Annotated in this window: 20 protein-coding genes; 11 read left to right on the top strand and 9 right to left on the bottom strand. The window is 64.6% G+C overall.

The window, feature by feature from the left end:
- Positions 1-48 precede the first annotated feature (48 nt).
- Both CYD53_RS12335 and CYD53_RS12330 read right to left on the bottom strand, forming a co-directional pair.
- The gene (locus CYD53_RS12335) at positions 49-951 is read right to left on the bottom strand and encodes a LysR family transcriptional regulator (protein ID WP_103718391.1); all 903 of its coding nucleotides are present in this window, start codon (positions 949-951) and stop codon (positions 49-51) included.
- 120 nt (positions 952-1,071) lie between these two features.
- Positions 1,072-2,895, bottom strand: a complete 1,824-nt coding sequence (locus tag CYD53_RS12330) for an IlvD/Edd family dehydratase (RefSeq protein ID WP_103718390.1) — start codon at positions 2,893-2,895, stop codon at positions 1,072-1,074.
- 380 nt (positions 2,896-3,275) lie between these two features.
- Between CYD53_RS12330 and CYD53_RS12325 the strand changes: the two genes are divergently transcribed.
- From CYD53_RS12325 to CYD53_RS12315, 3 genes are all read left to right on the top strand, one after another.
- Positions 3,276-4,460 carry a pyridoxal phosphate-dependent aminotransferase gene (locus CYD53_RS12325; protein ID WP_103718389.1) on the top strand — a complete coding sequence of 395 codons (1,185 nt, stop codon included), beginning with the start codon at positions 3,276-3,278 and terminating at the stop codon, positions 4,458-4,460.
- Between the two features lie 2 nt (positions 4,461-4,462).
- On the top strand, positions 4,463-4,795 hold the full coding sequence (locus CYD53_RS12320) for an NIPSNAP family protein (RefSeq protein ID WP_103718388.1): 333 nt from the start codon (positions 4,463-4,465) through the stop codon (positions 4,793-4,795).
- A gap of 118 nt (positions 4,796-4,913) precedes the next feature.
- Positions 4,914-5,243 carry an SMR family transporter gene (locus CYD53_RS12315; protein ID WP_103718610.1) on the top strand — a complete coding sequence of 110 codons (330 nt, stop codon included), beginning with the start codon at positions 4,914-4,916 and terminating at the stop codon, positions 5,241-5,243.
- 90 nt (positions 5,244-5,333) lie between these two features.
- Here the strand turns inward: CYD53_RS12315 and CYD53_RS12310 are convergent, their stop codons facing one another.
- The 3 genes from CYD53_RS12310 to CYD53_RS12300 form a co-directional block, all read right to left on the bottom strand.
- Positions 5,334-6,659, bottom strand: coding sequence for an MFS transporter (locus CYD53_RS12310; RefSeq protein ID WP_103718387.1), 1,326 nt, complete (start codon positions 6,657-6,659; stop codon positions 5,334-5,336).
- 194 nt (positions 6,660-6,853) lie between these two features.
- The gene (locus CYD53_RS12305) at positions 6,854-7,735 is read right to left on the bottom strand and encodes a tellurite resistance TerB family protein (protein ID WP_181011836.1); all 882 of its coding nucleotides are present in this window, start codon (positions 7,733-7,735) and stop codon (positions 6,854-6,856) included.
- A gap of 169 nt (positions 7,736-7,904) precedes the next feature.
- Positions 7,905-8,384 carry an Lrp/AsnC family transcriptional regulator gene (locus tag CYD53_RS12300; protein WP_103718609.1) on the bottom strand — a complete coding sequence of 160 codons (480 nt, stop codon included), beginning with the start codon at positions 8,382-8,384 and terminating at the stop codon, positions 7,905-7,907.
- Between the two features lie 117 nt (positions 8,385-8,501).
- Here CYD53_RS12300 and hppD point away from each other — a divergent pair, with 117 nt between their 5' ends.
- The gene (gene hppD, locus CYD53_RS12295) at positions 8,502-9,638 is read left to right on the top strand and encodes a 4-hydroxyphenylpyruvate dioxygenase (protein WP_103718608.1); all 1,137 of its coding nucleotides are present in this window, start codon (positions 8,502-8,504) and stop codon (positions 9,636-9,638) included.
- A 45-nt stretch (positions 9,639-9,683) separates the two neighbouring features.
- On the opposite strand, the gene CYD53_RS12290 is transcribed toward hppD, so the two are convergent.
- A complete protein-coding gene (locus CYD53_RS12290) occupies positions 9,684-10,025 on the bottom strand; it encodes a winged helix-turn-helix transcriptional regulator (protein ID WP_210202334.1) in 342 nt (113 codons plus the stop codon).
- A gap of 227 nt (positions 10,026-10,252) precedes the next feature.
- Here CYD53_RS12290 and CYD53_RS12285 point away from each other — a divergent pair, with 227 nt between their 5' ends.
- The 3 genes from CYD53_RS12285 to CYD53_RS12275 all read left to right on the top strand — a co-directional run bounded on the left by CYD53_RS12285 (position 10,253) and on the right by CYD53_RS12275 (position 12,862).
- Positions 10,253-10,660 carry a DoxX family protein gene (locus tag CYD53_RS12285; protein ID WP_103718384.1) on the top strand — a complete coding sequence of 136 codons (408 nt, stop codon included), beginning with the start codon at positions 10,253-10,255 and terminating at the stop codon, positions 10,658-10,660.
- 293 nt (positions 10,661-10,953) lie between these two features.
- On the top strand, positions 10,954-12,282 hold the full coding sequence (locus tag CYD53_RS12280; protein ID WP_181011835.1) for a dicarboxylate/amino acid:cation symporter: 1,329 nt from the start codon (positions 10,954-10,956) through the stop codon (positions 12,280-12,282).
- Between the two features lie 100 nt (positions 12,283-12,382).
- Positions 12,383-12,862 (top strand): hypothetical protein, encoded by a 480-nt coding sequence (locus CYD53_RS12275; RefSeq protein ID WP_103718382.1) that lies wholly within the window; start codon positions 12,383-12,385, stop codon positions 12,860-12,862.
- Positions 12,863-12,986: 124 nt separating this feature from the next.
- Here the strand turns inward: CYD53_RS12275 and CYD53_RS12270 are convergent, their stop codons facing one another.
- The 3 genes from CYD53_RS12270 to CYD53_RS12260 form a co-directional block, all read right to left on the bottom strand.
- Complete coding sequence (locus CYD53_RS12270) at positions 12,987-13,793, bottom strand: AprI/Inh family metalloprotease inhibitor (protein ID WP_103718381.1); 807 nt, start codon at positions 13,791-13,793, stop codon at positions 12,987-12,989.
- A gap of 2 nt (positions 13,794-13,795) precedes the next feature.
- Positions 13,796-14,767, bottom strand: a complete 972-nt coding sequence (locus CYD53_RS12265; protein ID WP_103718380.1) for a 2-hydroxyacid dehydrogenase — start codon at positions 14,765-14,767, stop codon at positions 13,796-13,798.
- Between the two features lie 166 nt (positions 14,768-14,933).
- The gene (locus CYD53_RS12260; RefSeq protein WP_181011834.1) at positions 14,934-15,695 is read right to left on the bottom strand and encodes a FadR/GntR family transcriptional regulator; all 762 of its coding nucleotides are present in this window, start codon (positions 15,693-15,695) and stop codon (positions 14,934-14,936) included.
- Positions 15,696-15,954: 259 nt separating this feature from the next.
- Here CYD53_RS12260 and CYD53_RS12255 point away from each other — a divergent pair, with 259 nt between their 5' ends.
- From CYD53_RS12255 to CYD53_RS12240, 4 genes are all read left to right on the top strand, one after another.
- The gene (locus CYD53_RS12255; RefSeq protein WP_103718378.1) at positions 15,955-17,010 is read left to right on the top strand and encodes an ABC transporter ATP-binding protein; all 1,056 of its coding nucleotides are present in this window, start codon (positions 15,955-15,957) and stop codon (positions 17,008-17,010) included.
- A gap of 172 nt (positions 17,011-17,182) precedes the next feature.
- Positions 17,183-18,484, top strand: coding sequence for an ABC transporter substrate-binding protein (locus tag CYD53_RS12250; RefSeq protein ID WP_103718607.1), 1,302 nt, complete (start codon positions 17,183-17,185; stop codon positions 18,482-18,484).
- A 123-nt stretch (positions 18,485-18,607) separates the two neighbouring features.
- Positions 18,608-19,570, top strand: a complete 963-nt coding sequence (locus CYD53_RS12245) for a carbohydrate ABC transporter permease (protein WP_103718377.1) — start codon at positions 18,608-18,610, stop codon at positions 19,568-19,570.
- Positions 19,563-20,462 carry a carbohydrate ABC transporter permease gene (locus CYD53_RS12240; RefSeq protein WP_103718376.1) on the top strand — a complete coding sequence of 300 codons (900 nt, stop codon included), beginning with the start codon at positions 19,563-19,565 and terminating at the stop codon, positions 20,460-20,462. The genes CYD53_RS12245 and CYD53_RS12240 overlap by 8 nt, the downstream gene beginning before the upstream one ends.
- The last annotated feature ends 193 nt before the right edge of the window (positions 20,463-20,655 follow it).

The following is a 20,655-nucleotide window of genomic DNA, read 5'->3' as shown; positions in this document are numbered from 1 at the left end:
TGGCGAGTTGCTACAAGGGCGAAATCTGGAGTGCGATATAGCCAAAGGCTATGGTTGCGCGCTGAGTTCTGCCGCTTGTTGCCGCAAGGCCATCTCGAAATGCTGCATCAATTGGCTGCGCGCGCGCTCGATCGGCCGATGCAGATAGATGTCGTAGGGCGGGGGATGGTCGAGCCGCCTGACCGCGACCCGGCTCCGGTCGGCTGCGAGCGCGCTGAACGCATCGACGATCGCGACGCCGATGCCGGCTTCCGCCAGGCCGATCGCGGTTTCGGCGAAGCGCGCGACATGGGTGCGCGTCGGCGTGACGCCGCCCGCCCGCAAGACGGCGTCGACGGCGAGACCATGCACGGAATGCGGCTCGAACACGATGATCGGTTTTTCAGCCAGGCAGGACGGCGCCAGCAGGTCGTCGCCGGCCGGCAGCCAGTCCCTTGGCGCGACCGCCATGACCGGAGCCTTGGCGACAGGCACGCTGCGGATTCCGGCATGCAGGATCGGGAACAGGGTGACGGCGCATTCGCCCTGGCCCGAAAGCAGATAGTCCATCACCTGGCTGACGAAGAGGATATCGACATGCAGGCTCAGGCCCGGATGCTCCTTCAGCAGATCGGCTGTGGCGAGCGGGACCAGGAGCCGCCCGACGCTGGGCGAGGCTCCCAGGCGCAGAGAGCCGCCATCGGCGCGGGTGATGCGCAGGGCGCGGGCGAGCGCGCCCTCCATCTGCTCGAAGGCGAGATCGACTTCGCCGAGCAGCCGGTGCGCTTCCGCCGTCGGCACAAGCCGGCCGCCATGCCGGTCGAAGAGGGCGAGCGCGCAAACGTCCTCGATGCGCCGGATCGTCTTGGTTACGGTCGGCTGGGCGATGCGCAGCTCCCTGGCGGCGCCGACCACGGTGCGGCAGCGCATCAGCGCCCGGAACACCTCGATCTGGCGCAGCGTGAGCTGCATCGGGCAGGCCTCCGACGACGTTGAAGCGTTCCTGCACGGAAACACCGGGTCATCCCGGACAAGCCGCGTCGCGGCGTCGATCCGGGATGACGGTTTGGTTCCCCGTGATGCCGTTGACGTTCAGTGGTTGTCGCGCGGCACGCCGAACTTCTTGTGGATCTTCTGGTACTTGACCGCCGGCTTCAGCACCATGCCCTCGGAGAGTTCGCCGACGATCTTGCGCTGGATCTCCTGCCAGGGGGTCTGGCTCTTGGGGTATTTGTAGCCGCCGGCAGCCTTCAACGCGGCGCGGCGTTCCTCGAGCTCCTTGTCGGAGATCAGGATGTCGGCGCTGCGCTTGTTGAGGTCGATGCGGACCTTGTCGCCGGTCCTGAGCAGGGCGAGCCCGCCGCCGGTCGCCGCTTCCGGCGAGGCGTTCAGGATCGAGGGCGAGCCGGAGGTGCCCGATTGCCGGCCGTCGCCGACGCAGGCCAAGGCGGTGACGCCCTTCTTGATCAGGTAGTCCGGCGGCCGCATGTTCACGACCTCTGCCGCGCCGGGATAGCCGACCGGACCGACGCCGCGGATGAACAGGATCGAATGCTCGTCGATCGCGAGCGCCGGGTCGTCGATGCGGTGGTGGTAATCCTCCGGCCCGTCGAAGACGATCGCCTTGCCTTCGAAGGCGTTGGGGTCCTTCGGGTTCTCGAGATAGCGCTTGCGGAATTCCGGCGTGATCACGCTGGTCTTCATGATGGCGGAATCGAACAGATTGCCGCGCAGATTGAGGAAACCGGAATGGGCCTTCATCGGCTCGTCATAGGCCTTGATGACGCGGCGATCCTCGGCGAAGAAGCCCTCGCAATTCTCGGCCAGCGTCTTGCCATTGGCGGTGATGGCGGGTTTGATCTTGCCCTTGGCGACGAGCTCGGCGACCACGGCGGGAACGCCGCCGGCGCGGTAGTAATCCTCGCCGAGATATTCGCCGGCGGGCTGCAGGTTCACCAGCAGCGGGATGTCATAGCCGATTGCCGTCCAGTCCTCGTTGTCGAGGGGAACGCCGATGTGCTTGGCGATGGCGTTGACCGAGATCGGCGCGTTGGTCGAGCCGCCAATGGCGGAATTCACGACGATCGCGTTCTCGAACGCCTCGCGCGTCATGATCTTCGATGGGATCAAATTCTCCCAGACCATGTCGACGATGCGAAGACCGGTGAGATAGGCCATCTCATAGCGGTCGCGGTAAGGCGCGGGGATCGCGGCCGCGCCGGGCAGCGTCATGCCGAGCGCCTCGGCGATCGAGTTCATCGTCGTCGCCGTGCCCATGGTGTTGCAATGGCCGGCAGATGGAGCCGAGGACGCGACCAGATCGACGAAGCCCTTATAGTCGATCTCGCCGGCGGCCATCATCTGGCGCGCCTTCCAGACGATCGTGCCGGAGCCGGTGCGCTCGCCACGGAAATTGCCGTTCAGCATCGGGCCGCCGGGCAGGGCGATCGCCGGGATGTCGACAGTCGCCGCGGCCATCAGCTGGGCCGGCGTGGTCTTGTCGCAGCCGGTCGTCAGCACGACGCCGTCGAGCGGGTAGCCGTAGAGGATCTCGACGAGCGAGAGATATTGCAGGTTGCGGTCGAGGCTTGCGGTCGGACGCTTGCAGGTTTCCTGGATCGGGTGGATCGGAAACTCGAAGGGCACGCCGCCGCGCTCGCGGATGCCGTCGCGAACGCGATGGGCGAGCTCGATATGGTGGCGATTGCAGGGCGCGATGTCGGAGCCGGTCTGGGCGATGCCGATGATCGGGCGGCCGGACTGCAATTCGTCACGCGACAAGCCGAAATTCATGGTGCGCTCGATATAGAGCGCCGTCATGTCGGCATTGGCGGGGTTGTCGAACCAGGCCTTCGAGCGCAGCTGTTCGGGCTTGATCTTGCGGACCGGCTTCTTGCCGGCAGGTGCTTTGGCCATCCTCGTCTTTTCCTCTCGCGCGGCGCGGCGCTGATGGCCGCTTGCCGGTCTCTTTAAAACGATTTGAGACACGCAACTTTGCCGATGATCCGCGGCGCGGCAAGAGGCCTGGACGCAGATAATCATACTATTGGAGATTGCTGCATACAGCATGCAGAAACGCTCGCCAATGCCGGGCGCTCGATCTCGCGAACCTGCAGGAAAGGCCCGGCGGCCCAGCGTGACAAGTGCCGGGGATACGGGGGCGGGCCAGCGACTGGCGCAATCCTGCGGCTCGCATGCGCCACTTGCGTCGCACGCGGCTTTGCGGCCAAGACAAAGCCAAGGCCCCGATGAGAGCTGGCCGCATCGACCACTATCTGCCCTAAGGAAACGCCGTCATGACGCTCCATGTCGTCCCGTCCTTCGCCCGCCTCGGCGAGGAAAACGCCTTCGCCGTGCTGGCGCGTGCGACCGAATTGCAGCGCCAGGGCAAGGACATCATCAATCTCGGCATCGGCCAGCCCGATTTCCCGACGCCGGACCACATCGTCGAGGCGGCGGTGAAGGCTTTGCGCGACGGGCATCACGGCTATACCCCGGCCAACGGCATCCTGCCCCTGCGCGAGGCGGTCGCGGCCGATCTGTACAAGCGCTTCCAGGTCGAGGTCTCGCCGGAGGCAGTGATGATCGTGCCGGGCGGCAAGGTCACCATGTTCATGGCGATCCTGATGTTCGGCGAACCCGGCGCCGAGATCCTCTATCCCGATCCCGGCTTCCCGATCTATCGCTCGATGATCGAATACACGGGAGCCACTCCGGTTCCGGTGCCGATCCGCGAGGAGAACGGTTTTGCCTTCTCGGCGGAGGAGACGCTCTCGCTGATCACGCCGAAGACGCGGCTCCTGATCATCAACTCTCCGGCGAACCCGACCGGCGGCGTCACGCCGAAAGCGGAAGTCGACAAGCTCGTCGCCGGGCTGGCTGATTTCCCCGATGTCGCGGTGATGTCGGACGAGATCTACGACCAGATGCTCTATGACGGCGAGAAGCATGTCTGCCTGCTGAGCTATCCGGAAATCCGCGATCGATTGATCCTCCTGAATGGCTGGTCGAAGACCTATGCCATGACCGGCTGGCGCCTGGGCTTCTCGGTCTGGCCCAAGCCGCTTTACGAGAACGCCCGCAAGCTCGCGGTGAACTCGCATTCCTGCGTCAACGCGCCGGCGCAATGGGCCGGGCTCGCGGCCCTGACCGGCCCGCAGGACGCCGTCCATATGATGCTGGCCGAGTTCGATCGGCGCCGGAAGGCCGTGGTCAAGGGGCTGAACGCCTTGCCCAACGTCTCCTGCGCCGTGCCGAAGGGGGCGTTCTACGCTTTCCCGAACGTCTCGCAGACCGGCTGGAAGGCGAAGAAGCTGGCTTCGGCGCTGCTCGAGGAGGCTGGCGTCGCCACCATCGGCGGGCCCGATTTCGGCGTCCATGGCGAGGGCTATATCCGGCTGTCCTATGCGAACTCGCTGGAGAATATCGAGCGGGCGCTGGTGCGGATGGGCGACTTCCTCACGAGTGCGAAGGCGAGCTGACAATGATCACCTGCCATCTGCGCTATATCGTCGACCCCTATCAGCTGCCCGCCTTCGAGGCCTATGGCAAGCTCTGGATCCGCCTCGTCGAGAAATTCGGCGGCAAGCATCACGGCTATTTCATGCCGTCGGAGGGCGTCTCCAACGTAGCGCTGGCGATGTTCAGCTTCCCCTCGCTGGCAGCCTATGAGGACTATCGCAAGCGCTCCTTCGACGATCCCGAATGCCAGGCTGCCTTCGCGATGAACGAGAAGGACCGCTTCATCCTCAGCTATGAGCGCTCCTTCTTCAGGCCGGTCTTCGAGGATGATCAGGGCACGCGCCGCGCGCCTTGATCGTCCCACGGGTCGACGCAAGACATCGTCCCATGCCCGGATGTCCTGGGCGCTGATGGCTGCGCCTCTTCCTGAAGACCACCGAGCGCTCGCGGAAGCGGGCCAGGAGTTCGGCCGCATGAGCTATCTCTATCTCGCGATCGCCATCGTCAGCGAGGTCATCGGCACCTCGGCGCTGAAGGCGTCGAACGAGTTCACGCGGCTCGTGCCTTCGCTGATCACCGGGATCGCCTTCGCCAGCGCCTTCTACTTCCTGTCGCTGACCTTGCGCACCATCCCGGTCGGCATCGCCTATGCGATCTGGTCCGGCGTCGGCATCGTGCTGATCAGCCTGATCGCGCTCGTGCTGTTCGGCCAGAAACTCGATGCCCCGGCGATGATCGGCATGGCCATGATCGTCGCCGGGGTGATCGTCATCAACCTGTTCTCGGAATCCGCGGCCCACTGAGCCGCCAGTCGTCATTGCGAGGGGCTCGCGCGGCGAAGCCGTTCGGGGCGCCACGCGCACCGGAGTGACGCTTCGCCGGGCTTATGGCGCTCACTCCGCGGCCAAAGGCCGTCGCCCGACGCGTCCGGGCACCAGCCGCACATGTCGCGGCGCCGCCAGCCAGATCGCCGCCGCCGAGACGAAGCAGCAGGCGATCGCCAGCAGGAAGGCCAGGCGGTAGCTGCCGGTCGCATCGTGAATCGCGCCCGCCAGCCAGGGCCCGACAGCGCCGCCACCGAGCAGCGCCACGGTGACTGTCCCGAAGATCGCCCCGAAATGTGGCCCTTCGAAAATTTCGGCGACGATCGCGCCCATCACCGAGGCGAGTGCGTAACCCAGGAAACCCTGCGCGATCACCATTACATAGAGCAGGACGGGCGACGGGCTGTGCTCCAGCGCGATCAGCGCGGCATAGCAGATGGCGAAGCCCAGGCAGCCCACCATCCAGATCCATTCGCGGCCGATGCGATCGGACAGGGCGCCGAGGCCGATCTGACCGGGGATGGCGACGGCGCTGACCAGCCCGAGCGCCCAGGCGGCCGTGAGTGGGGTGAAGCCGACCTCGATCAGGTATTTGGTTTGATGGACCTGCACGGCATACCAGGCAACCAATGCGCAGAAATAGCCGAGCATGATCCACCAGAGGCGCGCCGTGCGCAGCGCCCGCGCCAGCGTCCATTCGCTGGCGACCCAGGCCGGATCGACCACGGCCGCCGCACGCCGCGCCGCGCCGGTGCCGGCTGTGCCCGTCTCGCCATCCGGCAGCAGGCCGAGATCCTGCGGCCGTCGCCGAACGAGCAGGTTGAGCGGACCGAGGACCAGCAGCACGAGCAGGCCCATGATCCAGCAGGCGGCGCGCCAACCCTCCCGGCTGATGATCGATTGCAGCCAGGGCAGCAGCAGCACCGCACCGACGCCGACGCCGGAAAAGGCGATGCTGATCGCAAAGGCCCGGCGGCGCACGAACCAGTTCGGCAGGAACAGCGACTGTGCCGAGAAGCTCATCAGATTGGCGCCGCAGCCGACGAGCACGCCGAGCGTCAGGTAAAGGTGCCAGGCCGCGCTGATCGCGGGTGCGACCAGCATGCCCGCTGCCAGCATCGCCACGCCTGTCTCGATCACGACGCGCGGGCCATGCTTGTCCATGACGCGGCCGACAAATGTGCTGGTCGCGGCCGAAAGCAGGAAGCCAAACGAGAAGGCGCCCGATGCCAGCCCGCGATCCCAGCCGAACTCGTCGATCAGCGGCGGCAGCAGCAGCGAGAACGCCGTGCGCGCGCTGACGGCGACCGCCATGGTGACGAAGGCGATGCCGATGATGAGCCAGCCATAATAGAATGGCAGGCGCGCCGACCAATGCGGGGAGGGGGGCTGCATCTCGCATAGGTCGGCCCGATCAGCCGGATGGTCAATCCGTGCTCGACGCACCGCGGATCTGCGTCGGCGGCTAGAGCCGGATGATGTCAGACGGGAGCGCTTGGTGATCCCACCTGACATCTGAATCCGTCTCTGATCAAAAGGTTAGAGCAGGATTGATGCGAAAACCGGTTCCCGCTTTTGCGCATCCTGCTCTAGACCTTCGCGGCGCTTGCGGCGGCGTCGATATTGGCGACCAGCTCGGCGTCGAGCCCGAGCGAGCCCGCCAGCCCGGCGAGGAAGTCCTTCTCCCTGGCCGTGTCGGGATTGATGGCGATGCGCGCCGCCGTATAGATCTGCGCCGCCAATTCGGGGCTGGTTGCACCCTCGACCAAGGTGTCGACCGAGGCCGGATGCGCCATTTCATTGGCGAGCCACTCATTGGCCTCGGGATCGAAGCCGGCTTCGCGCAGGCCACCGAGAATGCTCTTGCGCTCGTCTTCGTCTATCGCCCCGTCGGCGGCTGCCGCCGCGATCATCGCGCGGATGAAGATCAGCGCCGTCGCCTCGGTCGCCGCCGCGGGCTCGAAGCCGGTGCCGGCAGGAGCCGGCTGGACCGGCTCCTGCGTGTCGAGCAGTGGTTTGCCGGCCTGATGGTTCTGATAGGCCTTGTAGGCGAGCCCGCCGATCAGCGCGAGGCCGCCCAGCCTGGCGGCGGAGCCGACGACGGCCCGCCCCGCCGAGGAGCCGAAGACCAGCGCGCCGAGCCCGCCCAGCACCGCCGTCGCCACGGCCGGATTGGCGTTGAACATGCCCTTGGCCTGTTCGAGCAGCTGGTCCGGCGTCTTGCCGCCGGAGATCTGGCTCAGGATGTCGCTGGCCTTCTGCTGTGCGCCGGTCTGCTGTGCGGCGTCCTGCACGCCTTGCGTCGCCTGACCGAAGACGCTGCCGACGAGCCCGCCCAGGCCCCCGGCGCTGCCCGCCTGCTGCGCGAGATTGCCGAGCACGGCGCCGAGGCCCCCGGTCTGTCCACCTTGCTGGCCGGCCTGGCTGCCGGCGCTGACGAGCGCATCGAGAAGTGATTTCGCGTTGAACATGGTCGGCTCCTTCGCAAGGCTTTGGTCGACATCGTCATTCAGCCTGCACGCAAGCCAGGGCTCACACAACGGCCAGAAGAGTGGCAGCAGGATCAATGCGAAAAACCGGTTTCCGCTTATTTGCATTGACCTCGCTCTGGGCACGCCATGTGAAGGAAGCATGACGAGATCAAGGCCCGGGCAGCGGCAGCAGGCCAGGCTCCTTCAGGGTCTCCAGCGCGATTTCGGAGCGCAGGCGCGCCACGCTCTCATGCGGCATCAGGATCTCGTTGATGAAGCGCGACAATTCCTTGAGATCGCCGACGGCGACCTTGAGCAGGTAATCGGCTTCCCCCGTCAGGGCATGGGCCTCGAGGATTGCCGGCGTCAGCCGGACCAGGTCGCGGAAGCGCCGCGCATTGTCGCGCGAATGCGTGTTGAGCGCGACATGGATGAAGACGGTGATGCCGAGCCCGACGGCCGAAGGCTCGATCAGCGCGCGGTAGCCGCGGATCGTGCCGTCCTGCTCGAGCCTCTGCCGCCGCCGCGAGATCTGGCTCGCGGACAGGCCGACCTTCTCGGCCAGGGCGCCGTTGGTCAGCGATGCATCCTGCTGGAGCGCCTCGAGCAGGCGCCAGTCGAAGCTGTCGAGATTGGGCGGTATTTGCATCATGTCCCTCGCATGCGCGTATTCTGTGCGCAGCCTGCAGCTATGCAAGGGGCTTTGCACGCTTTGTGCCGAGTTCACGCGCGAGGATGATGGCAGGCAATCTGGAGGAGAATGTTCATGGGTCCGTTTCCGTTCGATGCTGCCCCGCCCGCCATCTCCGAGGCCAATCCGATGGGAACGGATGGCTTCGAATTCGTCGAATACGCTCATCCCGAGCCGGAGAAGCTGGGCGAGCTGTTCGAGAGGATGGGGTTCACGCGGGTTGCGCAGCACCGCTCCAAGAAGGTGACGCTCTACCGTCAGGGCGACGTCAATTTCGTCGTCAACGCCGAACCGAACTCATTCGCCCAGCGCTTTGCGGTCGAGCACGGCCCTTGCGCCTGCGCCATGGCCTTCCGCGTCGTCGACGCCAAACATGCCTTCGCGCGCGCGGTTTCGCTCGGCGCCGAGCCCTATGAGAGCAAGGTCGGCCCCGGCGAGCTGGCGATACCGGCGGTGAAGGGCATCGGCGGCTCGATCCTTTATTTCGTCGATCGCTATGGCGAGAAGGGTTCGATCTGGGACGTCGATTTCGAGTGGCTCGGTGAGCGCGACCCCCATCCCGAGCAAGCCGGGCTGTATTATCTCGACCACCTCACCCACAACGTCCATCGTGGGCGCATGGACCATTGGGCCGGCTGGTACGGCAAGCTGTTCAATTTCCGCGAGATCCGCTTCTTCAACATCGAAGGTAAATTGACCGGGCTGATCTCGCGGGCCCTGACCTCGCCCTGCGGCAAGATCCGCATCCCGATCAACGAGTCGCTCGACGACAAGAGCCAGATCGAGGAGTACCTGCGCCAATACAAGGGCGAGGGCATCCAGCATGTCGCGATGGGCGCGCGCGACATCTACGCCACCGTCGAGCAATTGCGCCGCAACGCGCTGCCTTTCATGCCGGCTCCCCCTGAGACCTATTACGAGAAGGTCGATGCGCGCGTGCCGGGCCATGGCGAGCCGGTCGAGCGGCTGAAGGCGAACGGCATCCTGATCGATGGCGAGGGTGCGGTCGCTCTCGGCGAGAAGGAGGGCCGGATGAGCAAGGTCCTGCTGCAGATCTTCTCCGGCACGGTGCTCGGACCGATCTTCTTCGAGTTCATCCAGCGCAAGGGCGATGACGGCTTCGGCGAGGGCAATTTCCGCGCCTTGTTCGAATCGATCGAGGAGGACCAGATCCGGCGCGGCGTGCTCACGGCTCCGCAGGCGGCGGAGTGAGGGGCGGCATGGCTGCGCTCTCTCGCGAGGCGCAGCCTTTCCCGTTCACGGCTTCCGGCGGCGCGGGCGTGCCAGCCCGCCATGCGGTTCGGCCGCGTCTGCGGCGTCGTGCAATATGATCGCATGCGCCTCCGACCAGCGCTGGATCGCCTCGAAAACCGGCCGCAGATCGAAGGCGGCTTTGGTGAGCTCGTATTCCACGCGCGGCGGCACCTCAGCATAGAGCGTGCGCTTGACGAGGCCGTGTCGCTCCAGCTCGCGCAGCTGAGCGGTCAGCATGTGCTGGGTGATGCCGGGGATCGCCCGGCGCAATTCGCCGAAGCGCAAGGTTCCCTGGGTGAGCTGCCAGAGGATCTCGCCCTTCCATTTGCCGGTCAGGATGCGCATCGCCGCCTGAAATTGCCGGACTGGCGGCGCGCCCTCGCAGGCCTTTGAATCCGTGTCGGATTCGGCGCTGTCGATCAGATCTGGGGTCCCAATAGTCTTGTTTTTCATACTACGTTACAAAAAGCATCCTTCTTGTGTTTTCAATCCTGCATCCGAATTGTGAGTGAAGGAAGTGGTCGGTCAAGGGCCGTTTTCCTCCCGGTTTCACCCCTATTCGGCAGGGATTCATGTCACTCACTCAGGTTGAGACGATGCCGCGCTGGCGGCGGATCGGTCTATGGAGCCTCAAGGCTCTGCTTGCCTTGGTCTTCCTCGCGGCTGGCGGCGCCAAGCTCGCAGGCGTGCCGATGATGGTCGAGAATTTCGAGCATCTCGGCTTGGGGCAGTGGTTCCGCTATGTCACCGGGACGCTGGAGGTGATCGGCGCGGTCATGATCCTGCTTCGGACCTTCGCCGCTTTCGGCGGCGTGCTTCTCGCCGCCATCATGGTTGGCGCCACCCTGGCTCATCTCTTCGCCATCCCGGGCTCGCCGATCCCGGCAATCGTGCTGTTCGGGCTTAGCGGACTCGTCGTGTTCGCGCATCGTGATCAGGTCGAAGGCTTTGCCCGCCGGGTCTTTGACGATCACGATTGAGACATCGCGGCCGGAGGCCGCTGCGGCCTTCTTCCTCAACCCCGGAGGTCAGCATGACACGCTTCATGATCGCGGCGCTGGCGCTGCTTGCGCTCTCCGCCTGCCACACGACCGAGGTCGGACGTCAGCTCGGCTGGCCCGCGCCCCAGCGCATGTCGGAGTGACCGCGGGCGGCGCCTGGCGCCGTCCGCAAGCAGCCAGGCGGTTTGGTTGGGGTATCTTGTCGTCCCGCCGAAATCGGCGTAGCGGCTGTCGTGATGCATCGGAACAGATGCGCGCCCGGAGGGACGGTCATGGCGACGGCAACTGCTGAAACTTTGCGCGGCCATCAAGGTCCCTGGTGGACCCATCTTTACGTGCAGGTCCTGACAGCGATCACGATCGGCGTTCTGCTCGGGCATTTCTACCCGCAGACCGGCGAGGCGATGAAGCCGCTCGGCGATGCCTTCATCAAGGCGATCAAGATGATCATCGCGCCGATCATCTTCCTCACTGTCGTCCACGGTGTCGCCTCGATGGACGACATGAAGAAGGTCGGCCGGGTCGGCCTCAAGGCGCTGCTCTATTTCGAGCTGGTCACGACGCTGGCGCTCGTCGTCGGTCTCGTCGTGATCAATCTCTGGAAGCCGGGCGTCGGCATGAATGTCGACGTCAACACGATCAACACCTCGGGCATCGCCGCTTTCACGGCCAAGGCGCACGACCAGAGCACGGTCGCCTTCCTGATGGCGATCATTCCCGAGACGGTGGTCGGGGCCTTCGCCAATGGTGAAATCCTGCAGGTTCTGTTCTTCGCCCTGCTCTTCGCCTTCGGCCTGCAAATGATCGGCGAGCGCGGCAAGCCGGTGCTGAAATTCGTCGACGACATCTCGCTGGTCTTCTTCAAGATCGTCGGCATCATCATGAAGGCGGCGCCGATCGGCGCCTTCGGCGCGATGGCCTTCACCATCGGCAAGTTCGGTGTCGGCACGCTTGTTTCGCTCGGCAGCTTCATGGCGGCCTTCTACACCACCTGCCTGCTCTTCATCTTCATCGTGCTGGGCACGATCGCGCGGCTGACCGGCTTCTCGATCATCAAGTTCATCGCCTATATCAAGGAAGAGCTCCTGATCGTGCTCGGCACCTCGTCGTCCGAGAGCGTGCTGCCGCGCATGATCGCCAAGATGAGCCATCTCGGCTGCAAGGAGAGCGTCGTCGGCCTCGTCATCCCGACCGGCTATTCCTTCAATCTCGACGGTACCTGCATCTACCTGACCATGGCCGCGATCTTCCTGGCACAGGCGACCAATATCGACCTGACGCTTTCGCAGGAGATCGGCATCATCGCGGTGCTGCTGCTGACCTCGAAGGGGGCGGCCGGCGTCACCGGTTCGGGCTTCATCGTGCTGGCGGCGACGCTGGCCTCGGTCGGCCATATCCCTGTGGCCTCGATCGCGCTGATCCTCGGCATCGACCGCTTCATGTCGGAGGCACGCGCGCTGACCAATCTGATCGGCAACGGCGTCGCCACCATCGTGGTCTCGAAATGGGAGAACTCGCTCGACGAGAAACGCATGTACGCGATTCTGGACAAGGAGACCGGGTTCGACGCCGAGGGCGAGCCGGCGCAAACTGCGGTTTGAGATAGGCAGAGACGCTCCTTCGCAGAACGTGCGCCGGCTCGTATTCAGCCGGCGCGCGTTCTGCTATTATCGGGGCGCGATGGGTTTGGAGTGAAAAGCCATGCCGCGCCTCAAGCTTCTGAGCCGAGAGACGAGCACACTCCAGATCATGTACCTCATCGACCTGGCTGTCGGTCGAGGCTGCCCCAACAGGCGGGGCGACGTCCTGCTCGTCCAGTTCTTCATCCGGCTGCTTCAGGATCAGCCGCAGAAGCTCGACGGCGAACAGTACAATTTCATTCCGAGCAGCGGCAGACAACTCAAGGTCGACGGCGTCTGCGGTGAAGAGACAATTCGGCATATCGCCCATTTCAAGCAGGAACACGATAAATCGGGCGCGGCCGGCGAGCAGGGGATGCTGAAGGATCTGCGCATCGACCCGATGCTGACGTCAAATCCCTTCGGCGTTCGGACCGGGCATGTCCTTTCGATCCTGAGATTGAATCAGGACGTCGCGGCATCGATTGGCGCCGAGCGCTTTCGAAAGCTCTATGCCGAGCGGCTTTTTCCGCAGGAACTGAGGAACGAGTTCTTCATCTGAGCGTAGATTCTTGCTTTGTTTCTTCACGCGAGCCGGTGTCCACTTCGCTCGAAAACGCTCTCGAGCCTTGCGCGAAACAGTGGGTGCCGATTTTTCGCGTGAGCAATGCTCTAAGCTCCTAGATCTAGGGCAGCTTGCGCATCATCAAGGGCGCGCCGACGGCGGGGTCCTTGCGCCATTGTCCGCCCTCGAAGACGAGATCGAGGCTGTGGCCCTTGCGCGCGACCAAGGTGAGCCGACCCGCCGCATAGCGCCAGCCGGTGGGATCGAAGATCGTCAATCCGGTATCCTGGCACGGCCCTTCCAAAGCAGCGGGGGCGCGGTCCAGCGGGCCGGGCGTCAGGACGAGCTTGCAGGCTTCGCGGTTCTGCTGGCGCATCACCGAATAGCGGCCGGGCAAGCTGTCGGCGGCAGGCGCACGCGCCGGATCGACGGCGGTGGGCCGCTGGGCCGCGATTGCGGCTGACTCGGCCGGGTTCGATGGGGCGCGGCGCGCCGCGCGCGGGTAACCCTTGGGGTCGAGCCAATATTGCTGCCCGTCCGCCGTCTTGCCCTGCAGCCCGGCCTCAGTGCCCGTCCGGCTGAAGGCGAGCACGGTCTTGCCGGAACTGTCGTCGAGGCGCGGGGCGCCCTCTGGCGTGACGGTCCAGGCGGCGACCTGGTCGAGCAGCGGGAGCGCCCGGCGGCAGGTCGCGGGAAAGCGCACCTGCCGGCCATTGCCGGCAGGCTCGATGCCGAGCGTGATGGTGCATTTGCGCGATGCGCCGACCCGTTCGAGATCCCAGGCGCCGAGCAGCGGGCGAAGGCTGTCGGGCGCCTTGTCGGCGCCGCGCGGCGGTGCCGGGGTCTGGGCGTGGGCGGCGCACGCGAATGCGACCAGGCCTGCCGCGAGCAACGGCAGGCCACGCGCCCGATGAGGCTTACGCTGCAAGCTCAGGCCTTTTTCCATGGCGTCTCGGGAACCGGCGTGAGCGGTCCCTTGCCATCGAACCATGAAACCAGATTGTCGACCACGAGCTGGCCCATCTGTTCGCGGGTATGCACCGAGGCCGAGCCGACATGGGGCAAGAGCACGGCGTGCTCGATCGCGATGAGCTCGGCCGGCACGCGCGGCTCGTCCTCGAAGACGTCGAGGCCGGCGGAGAGAATCGTCTTGTTCTGCAGCGCCTCGATCAGCGCCTTCTCGTCGATGACCGTGCCGCGCCCGACATTGACGACGATGCCGTTGGGGCCGAGCGCCTTCAGCACCTCGGCATTGATGATGTGATGGGTCGAGGCGCCGCCCGGTGCGACCGAGACCAGCGTGTCGACATCCGCCGCCATCTCGACCAACGAGGGGTAGTAGCGATAGGGCACATCGGCCTGGCGCGTGCGGCCATGATAGGCGATCGGCACGCCGAAGGCCTCGAGCCGGTGCGCGACCGCCTTGCCGATGCGGCCGAGGCCGACGATGCCGATCGAGCGCTTGCGCAGCGAGGTCGTCAGCGGATAGGCGCCCTTCAGCCACTTGCCTTCGCGCAGATAGCGGTCGACCTGCGGCAATTGCCGGATCGTCGAAAGCAGCAGACCGATGGTCAGGTCGGCGACCTCGTCGGAGAGCACGTCGGGCGTGTTGGAGACGACGAGGCCGCGCTTGCCGGCCTCAGCCGCATCGACATTGTCATAGCCGACGCCGAAATTCGCGATCATCTCCAGCTTGGGCAGCGCGTCGAACAGCGCGCCGTCGATCCTGATATGGCCGCCGCCGGCGATGCCTCGCACCCGCTCGCCGACATCGCGCAGGAAAGCAGCCTTGTCCTCGGCCTTCCAGAGTTCGTGCACGGTGAAGCGCGCCTTCAGCTGGTCGGCGGCATAGGCCATCAGCGGGCCCGTCATGATGATCTCGGTTGCGTTGGGCCGTGTCATGGCGTGCGTTTCCATCGTCTGGGGGAGAATGGGAGAAAACTTGATTCGGCGAATCTGAATCGATTAGATTGCGGCGTCGAGCGCTTCCGCGCGCAACCGCTGCTCATCTCTACACGCCCCGCGACGCGGGAAAAGCGTCGATGGGCGCATATGTAGTATGACTTATTCACGCGATTTTGTGGGTTTGCATGCTGCTGTTCGGCCCCAGAAAGGCCAGCGTCGAATTCAGAGCGTCGATTACCAGCGCCGTCATGCGCGAGGCTGCAAGGTCCCCGTCGCGCTGGATCACAGCCTCGAGCACCCGCTCGTGATCGACGAGCGATTCGACGAAGAAGTTGCGGTCATCTGCCGATTTGAGCAGCAGCGTCCATTGAATCGCCGCGGTGACGACGCTCGTCAGGCACTGCAGGGCGGAGTTCTGCGTCGCGGCGAAGATCGCCTCGTGGAAGGCGAGGTCGGCCCGGATCGTCGCCTCGGCATAGGGCGGGTTGTCGGTCATGCCGCGATAGGCGGCCTCGATGCGCGCGAGGTCGGCAGGAGAGCGGCGGATCGCGGCGAGCCGCGCGGCGCTCGGCTCGACGAAACGGCGCAACTCGAAGAGATCGCGGATGAATTTCTCGTTTGGATCGGCTTTGAAATGCCAGGACAGGACATCGGGGTCGAGCAGGTTCCAGCTTTCGCGAGGCGCGACGCGCGTGCCGCTTTTCGGCCGGGACTCGACCAGCCCCTTGGCCGTGAGCACCTTGACGGCCTCGCGATAGGCGGTGCGCGAGACCGAGATCTCGGAGCGCAACGCGTCCTCATTGGGCAAGAGCTCGCCGGCCTTGAACGTGCCGGAGATGATGGCGACAGCGAGTTTCTGCGCGACCTGCCCGAACAGGCGGTCGGCGTTCAAGGTCGTCGGCCGCGAAAAGTCGCGCACCCGCATCGTCTTGGCGTTCCTTCCGCATTGCAACAAAACGCGCCGGGAAACCCGGCGCCTTCGCTGCGCTTCCGGCGCTTGACACGCCTGTCCGTATCGTATGACTTTATCGCAGATGAAATTGGACGCAACAGGCGTGGCCTGGACTGCGGCCATTGGCATCGATCGGTCACAAGAAGCCGATAGAGCAAGCGGCGTGGAACGCTCGGGCCTTGGCCCGGACGGCACCATGTCCTCGGGGAAGCAAGTCCAAAGGAAGGCTCAAATGGCCTCAGTCCAGATTGCCGACGTGCGCAAGGCCTATGGCACGACGCAAGTCATCCATGGCGTCGACATCGACATCAGCGATGGCGAATTCGTCATCCTGGTCGGTCCGTCCGGCTGCGGAAAGTCCACCCTGCTGCGCATGATCGCTGGGCTGGAGAACATCTCCGGCGGCGAAATCCGCATCGGCCCGCGCGTCGTCAACGACGTGCCGCCGAAAGAGCGTGATATCGCCATGGTGTTCCAGAATTATGCGCTCTATCCGCATATGACGGTGGCCGACAACATGGCCTTCTCGATGAAGCTCCGCAAAGCTCCGAAGGCCGAGATCGACGAGCGCGTCGGCAAGGCGGCTGGGATTCTCGGGCTCGACAAATTGCTCGACCGCTATCCGCGCCAGCTCTCGGGCGGCCAGCGCCAGCGTGTCGCCATGGGCCGCGCCATCGTGCGCGATCCGCAGGTCTTCCTGTTCGACGAGCCGCTCTCCAATCTCGACGCCAAGCTGCGCGTGCAGATGCGCACCGAGATCAAGGAGCTGCATCAGCGCCTGAAGACCACCACGGTCTACGTCACCCACGACCAGATCGAGGCCATGACCATGGCCGACAAGATCGTCGTGATGCATGACGGCATCGTCGAGCAGATGGGCGCACCGCTCGATCTCTACGACAACCCCAACAACCTCTTCGTCGCCGCCTTCATCGGTTCGCCTTCGATGAATCTGCTGAAGGGCACGATCACGCCCGAGGGCTTCGTGACCGAAGGCGGCGTCACCTGGCCTATCGGCAAGCACCCGGCGGATTCGAACGGCAAGGCCGCGGTCTACGGTATCCGGCCCGAGCATTTCCGGCTCGATCCCAACGGCCTGAAGGCCGAGGTCGTGGTCATCGAGCCGACCGGCTCGGAGACGCAGGTGGTGGTGCGTTGTGGCGGCCAGGAGCTGACCTGCGTCTTCCGCGAGCGGATCGACGCGAAGCCCGGCGAGAACATCGGCATCACGCCCGACACCAATGTGACGCATCTCTTCGACGCGGCGACAGGCAAGCGGATCGACTGAGACCGGCTTCGCGAAGCCGGCAGCAAGCGGTCCACGCGATCAGGAGAGACTCTATACGACATCAAGCCCAGCTCGTTCCCTCGTGAACGGGCGGGCCGACAGGCAAACCGGATGATCCGGTTCAAGGCGGCCGAAAAGAGCTGCCGGACCCATATCCCCAGGGAGGATGAAGATGAATTTCGATCGTAGATCGCTGATCAAGGGCGGCGCTGCGCTGGGCCTCGGCGCCGGCACTAACCTGCTCGCCTATGCCAAGGCCTGGGCGCAGGCCTCGCCGTTCAAGGTGGAGCCGAACGCCAAGATCAACCTGATGCGCTGGAAGCGCTTCGTCGAAGCCGAAGATGTCGAGTTCATGAAGCTCGTCGCGGCTTTCGAGGCGGCGACCGGCGCCAAGATCACCGTCACCAATGAATCCTATGACGACCTGCAGCCCAAGGCCTCGGTCGTGGCCAATACCGGGCAGGGGCTCGATCTGGTCTGGGGTCTTTACTCGCTGCCGCATCTCTTCCCGCAGAAATGCCTCGATCTCTCGGACGTCTCGAAATATCTCGGCGAGAAGCATGGCGGCTGGTTCCCCTCAGCGGAGGCCTACGGCAAGCTCGGCAACAAATGGATCGGCATTCCGATCGCCGCCAGCGGCGGCCTGGTCAATTACCGCATCTCCTCGGTCAACAAGGCCGGGTTCAAGGAATTCCCCAAGGACTTGGCCGGCTTCCTCGATCTCTGCAAGGCGCTGAAGGCCAACAACACCCCGGCCGGCATGGCGTTCGGCCATGCCTCGGGCGACGCCAACACCTGGCTGCATTGGCTGCTCTGGTCGCATGGCGGCTACCTCGTCGACAAGAACGACAAAGTTATCATCAACTCGCCGGAGACGGCCAAGGCGCTCGAATACGGCAAGGCGCTCTACGACACCTTCATCCCCGGCACGGCCTCGTGGAATGATTCCTCGAACAACAAGGCCTTCCTCGCGGGCGAATTGCACACCACCGTCAACGGCATCTCGGTCTATGTCGCGGCCAAGAAGGAAAAGCCCGAAATGGCGGCCGACATCGACCACGCCTATCTGCCGATCGGGCCGGTGGGCAAGCCGACCGAGCTGCACCTGCCCTTCACGATGCTGGCCTTCCAGTTCACCAAGGTGCCGAACGCCTGCAAGGCCTTCATCGCCTTCATGCTGGATGCGCCGCAGTTCAACCCGTGGATCGGCGCCGCGCAGGGCTATCTGTCGCACTTCCTGGCCGAATACGACAAGAACCCGGTCTGGACCGCCGATCCGAAGACCACGCCCTTCCGTGACGTCGCCAAGCGCACGCTGACGCCGGCGGGCCTGGGCACGCTGGGCGAGAAGGCGGCCTCGGCGATCGCCGACTTCATCGTGGTCGATATGTTCGCGAACTACGCCACCGGTCGCGAAGACATCAAGGGTGCCATGGCCGGCGCCGAGCGACAGGCCAAGCGCATCTATCGCTGAGCCCGACAATTGCCTGCCACCGCCCGCTCCGGCGGGCTGTGGCAGGCCTCTCCTGGCGCAGCTTTCGCATCACAATCCGGCCCGCCTGGCCGGCCCGTTCTTCATCCTGACACCGGAATAGCGATGGCCAATTCAGCAATCGAGATGCCGGCCGGACTGACCAGGAGCAGGAGCGAGCGCTCCGCTTGGCAGAAGCTGTGCAGCAGCCGTAACTGGCTCGGATTCTGGTACATGCTGCCCGCTGCCGGCATCCTGATCCTGTTCCTGGCTTACCCACTTTTCCTCGGCGTCTGGCTCTCCTTCACCGACACCAAGATCGGCCGCGCCGGCGAGTTCATCGGCCTGGAGAACTATGAATGGCTCGGTGGTGACAGCGTCTTCTGGATGTCGGTGTTCAACACGCTGCTCTACACGGTGGTCGCCAGCGTCGCGAAATTCGCGATCGGGCTTTACCTCGCCTTGCTGCTCAACAAGCACCTGCCGTTCAAAGCCTTGATCCGCGCGCTGGTGCTGATCCCCTTCATCGTGCCGACGGTGCTCTCGGCCATCGCCTTCTGGTGGATCTACGATTCGCAGTTCTCGATCATCTCATGGTCGCTGCGGCAGCTCGGCTGGATCGACCACAACATCAACTTCCTCGGCGATCCCTGGAATGCGCGCTGGTCGACGATCTTCGCCAATGTCTGGCGTGGCGTGCCCTTCATCGCGATCACGCTGCTGGCTGGCCTGCAGACCGTCTCGCCCTCGCTCTATGAGGCGGCGACGCTCGATGGCGCCACGAACTGGCAGCGCTTCCGACACATCACCTATCCGCTGCTGACGCCGATCATCGCGGTGGTGATGACCTTCTCCGTCCTGTTCACCTTCACCGATTTCCAGTTGATCTGGGCGCTGACGCGCGGCGGCCCGGTCAACGCGACCCATCTGATGGCGACCTTGTCCTATCAGCGCGCGATCATCGCCGGGCAACTCGGCGAGGGCGCGGCGATCTCGACGGCTATGATCCCTTTCCTGCTCGCTGCCATCGGCATCGCCTGGTACGGGCTCCAGACACGCAAATGGCAGCAGGGCGGCAGCAATGACTAGCATCGACGCCGGCCACCGCGCCGCCACCCAGGACCATAGCGAGGGGATGGCCTATCTCGAGACGGTGCCGAGCCGCATCGTCACGACCTATATCCCGCTGTTCCTGATCCTCATCGTGCTGCTGTTCCCGTTCTATTGGATGGCGTTGACGGCGGTGAAGCCCGACGACCAGCTCATCGACATGGACAGGGTCAGCCCGTTCTGGACCTGGACGCCGACCTTCAAGCACATCCACAAGCTGCTGTTCGAGAGCGACTATCCGCGCTGGCTCTGGAATACGATGTTCATCGCCAGCTGCGCGACGTTCATCTCGCTGGTGGCCAGCGTGCTGGCGGCCTATGCGATCGTGCGCCTGCGCTTCAAGGGGGCCCAGACCGTCGGCGCACTGATCTTCCTCGCCTATCTCGTGCCGCCCTCGATCCTGTTCATCCCGCTGGCGACGGTGATCTACAAGGTCGGCCTGTTCGACACGCCGCTGGCGCTGATCCTGGTCTATCCGACGATCCTGATCCCGTTCTCGACCTGGCTCCTGATGGGCTATTTCAAGACCATTCCCTTCGAGCTTGAGGAATGCGCCCTGATCGACGGTGCCAATCGCTGGCAGATCCTGACCAAGATCATCCTGCCGCTGGCGGTGCCGGGGCTGATCTCGGCCTTCATCTTCTCGTTCACGCTGTGCTGGAACGAGTTCATCTACGCACTGACCTTCCTGTCCTCGACGCAGAACAAGACGGTGCCGGTGGCGATCGTCAACGAGTTCGTCGATGGCGACATTTATCGCTGGGGTTCGCTGATGGCCGGCGCATTGGCAGGCTCTTTGCCTCTCGTCATTCTCTACGCCTTCTTCGTCGAGCATTACGTGTCGGCCATGACCGGGGCGGTGAAGGAGTGATATTGCCGGGTCTCCGTTGCCCGTTGTTCCATCCGCGCCGTCATCCCGGACAAGCGGCCCTCGCGGCCGGCCTTTGGCCGACCCAAGGACTGGTTTTGCCGCACTGATCCGGGGAACCATCGTCAGAAGCTGCGCTCTACGATGGATCCTGGGTCTGCGCTGCGCTTGCCCGGACTGACGGTGGAGCTGAAAG

Source organism: Allobosea psychrotolerans, assembly GCF_002917105.1.
Classification (GTDB): Bacteria; Pseudomonadota; Alphaproteobacteria; order Rhizobiales; family Beijerinckiaceae; genus Allobosea; species Allobosea psychrotolerans.
The sequence above is the reverse complement of the archived record's forward strand: the minus strand, read 5'-3'. Positions and strand labels throughout refer to the sequence as shown.

Bases quoted from the DNA above. Each gene is read 5' to 3' on its own strand.
- CYD53_RS12335 (WP_103718391.1), bottom strand. From the start codon at position 951: ATGCAGCTCACGCTGCGCCAGATCGAGGTGTTCCGGGCGCTGATGCGC.
- CYD53_RS12330 (WP_103718390.1), bottom strand. From the start codon at position 2,895: ATGGCCAAAGCACCTGCCGGCAAGAAGCCGGTCCGCAAGATCAAGCCC.
- CYD53_RS12325 (WP_103718389.1), top strand. From the start codon at position 3,276: ATGACGCTCCATGTCGTCCCGTCCTTCGCCCGCCTCGGCGAGGAAAAC.
- CYD53_RS12320 (WP_103718388.1), top strand. From the start codon at position 4,463: ATGATCACCTGCCATCTGCGCTATATCGTCGACCCCTATCAGCTGCCC.
- CYD53_RS12315 (WP_103718610.1), top strand. From the start codon at position 4,914: ATGAGCTATCTCTATCTCGCGATCGCCATCGTCAGCGAGGTCATCGGC.
- CYD53_RS12310 (WP_103718387.1), bottom strand. From the start codon at position 6,659: ATGCAGCCCCCCTCCCCGCATTGGTCGGCGCGCCTGCCATTCTATTAT.
- CYD53_RS12305 (WP_181011836.1), bottom strand. From the start codon at position 7,735: ATGTTCAACGCGAAATCACTTCTCGATGCGCTCGTCAGCGCCGGCAGC.
- CYD53_RS12300 (WP_103718609.1), bottom strand. From the start codon at position 8,384: ATGCAAATACCGCCCAATCTCGACAGCTTCGACTGGCGCCTGCTCGAG.
- hppD (WP_103718608.1), top strand. From the start codon at position 8,502: ATGGGTCCGTTTCCGTTCGATGCTGCCCCGCCCGCCATCTCCGAGGCC.
- CYD53_RS12290 (WP_210202334.1), bottom strand. From the start codon at position 10,025: ATGCGCATCCTGACCGGCAAATGGAAGGGCGAGATCCTCTGGCAGCTC.
- CYD53_RS12285 (WP_103718384.1), top strand. From the start codon at position 10,253: ATGTCACTCACTCAGGTTGAGACGATGCCGCGCTGGCGGCGGATCGGT.
- CYD53_RS12280 (WP_181011835.1), top strand. From the start codon at position 10,954: ATGGCGACGGCAACTGCTGAAACTTTGCGCGGCCATCAAGGTCCCTGG.
- CYD53_RS12275 (WP_103718382.1), top strand. From the start codon at position 12,383: ATGCCGCGCCTCAAGCTTCTGAGCCGAGAGACGAGCACACTCCAGATC.
- CYD53_RS12265 (WP_103718380.1), bottom strand. From the start codon at position 14,767: ATGACACGGCCCAACGCAACCGAGATCATCATGACGGGCCCGCTGATG.
- CYD53_RS12260 (WP_181011834.1), bottom strand. From the start codon at position 15,695: ATGCGGGTGCGCGACTTTTCGCGGCCGACGACCTTGAACGCCGACCGC.
- CYD53_RS12255 (WP_103718378.1), top strand. From the start codon at position 15,955: ATGGCCTCAGTCCAGATTGCCGACGTGCGCAAGGCCTATGGCACGACG.
- CYD53_RS12250 (WP_103718607.1), top strand. From the start codon at position 17,183: ATGAATTTCGATCGTAGATCGCTGATCAAGGGCGGCGCTGCGCTGGGC.
- CYD53_RS12245 (WP_103718377.1), top strand. From the start codon at position 18,608: ATGGCCAATTCAGCAATCGAGATGCCGGCCGGACTGACCAGGAGCAGG.
- CYD53_RS12240 (WP_103718376.1), top strand. From the start codon at position 19,563: ATGACTAGCATCGACGCCGGCCACCGCGCCGCCACCCAGGACCATAGC.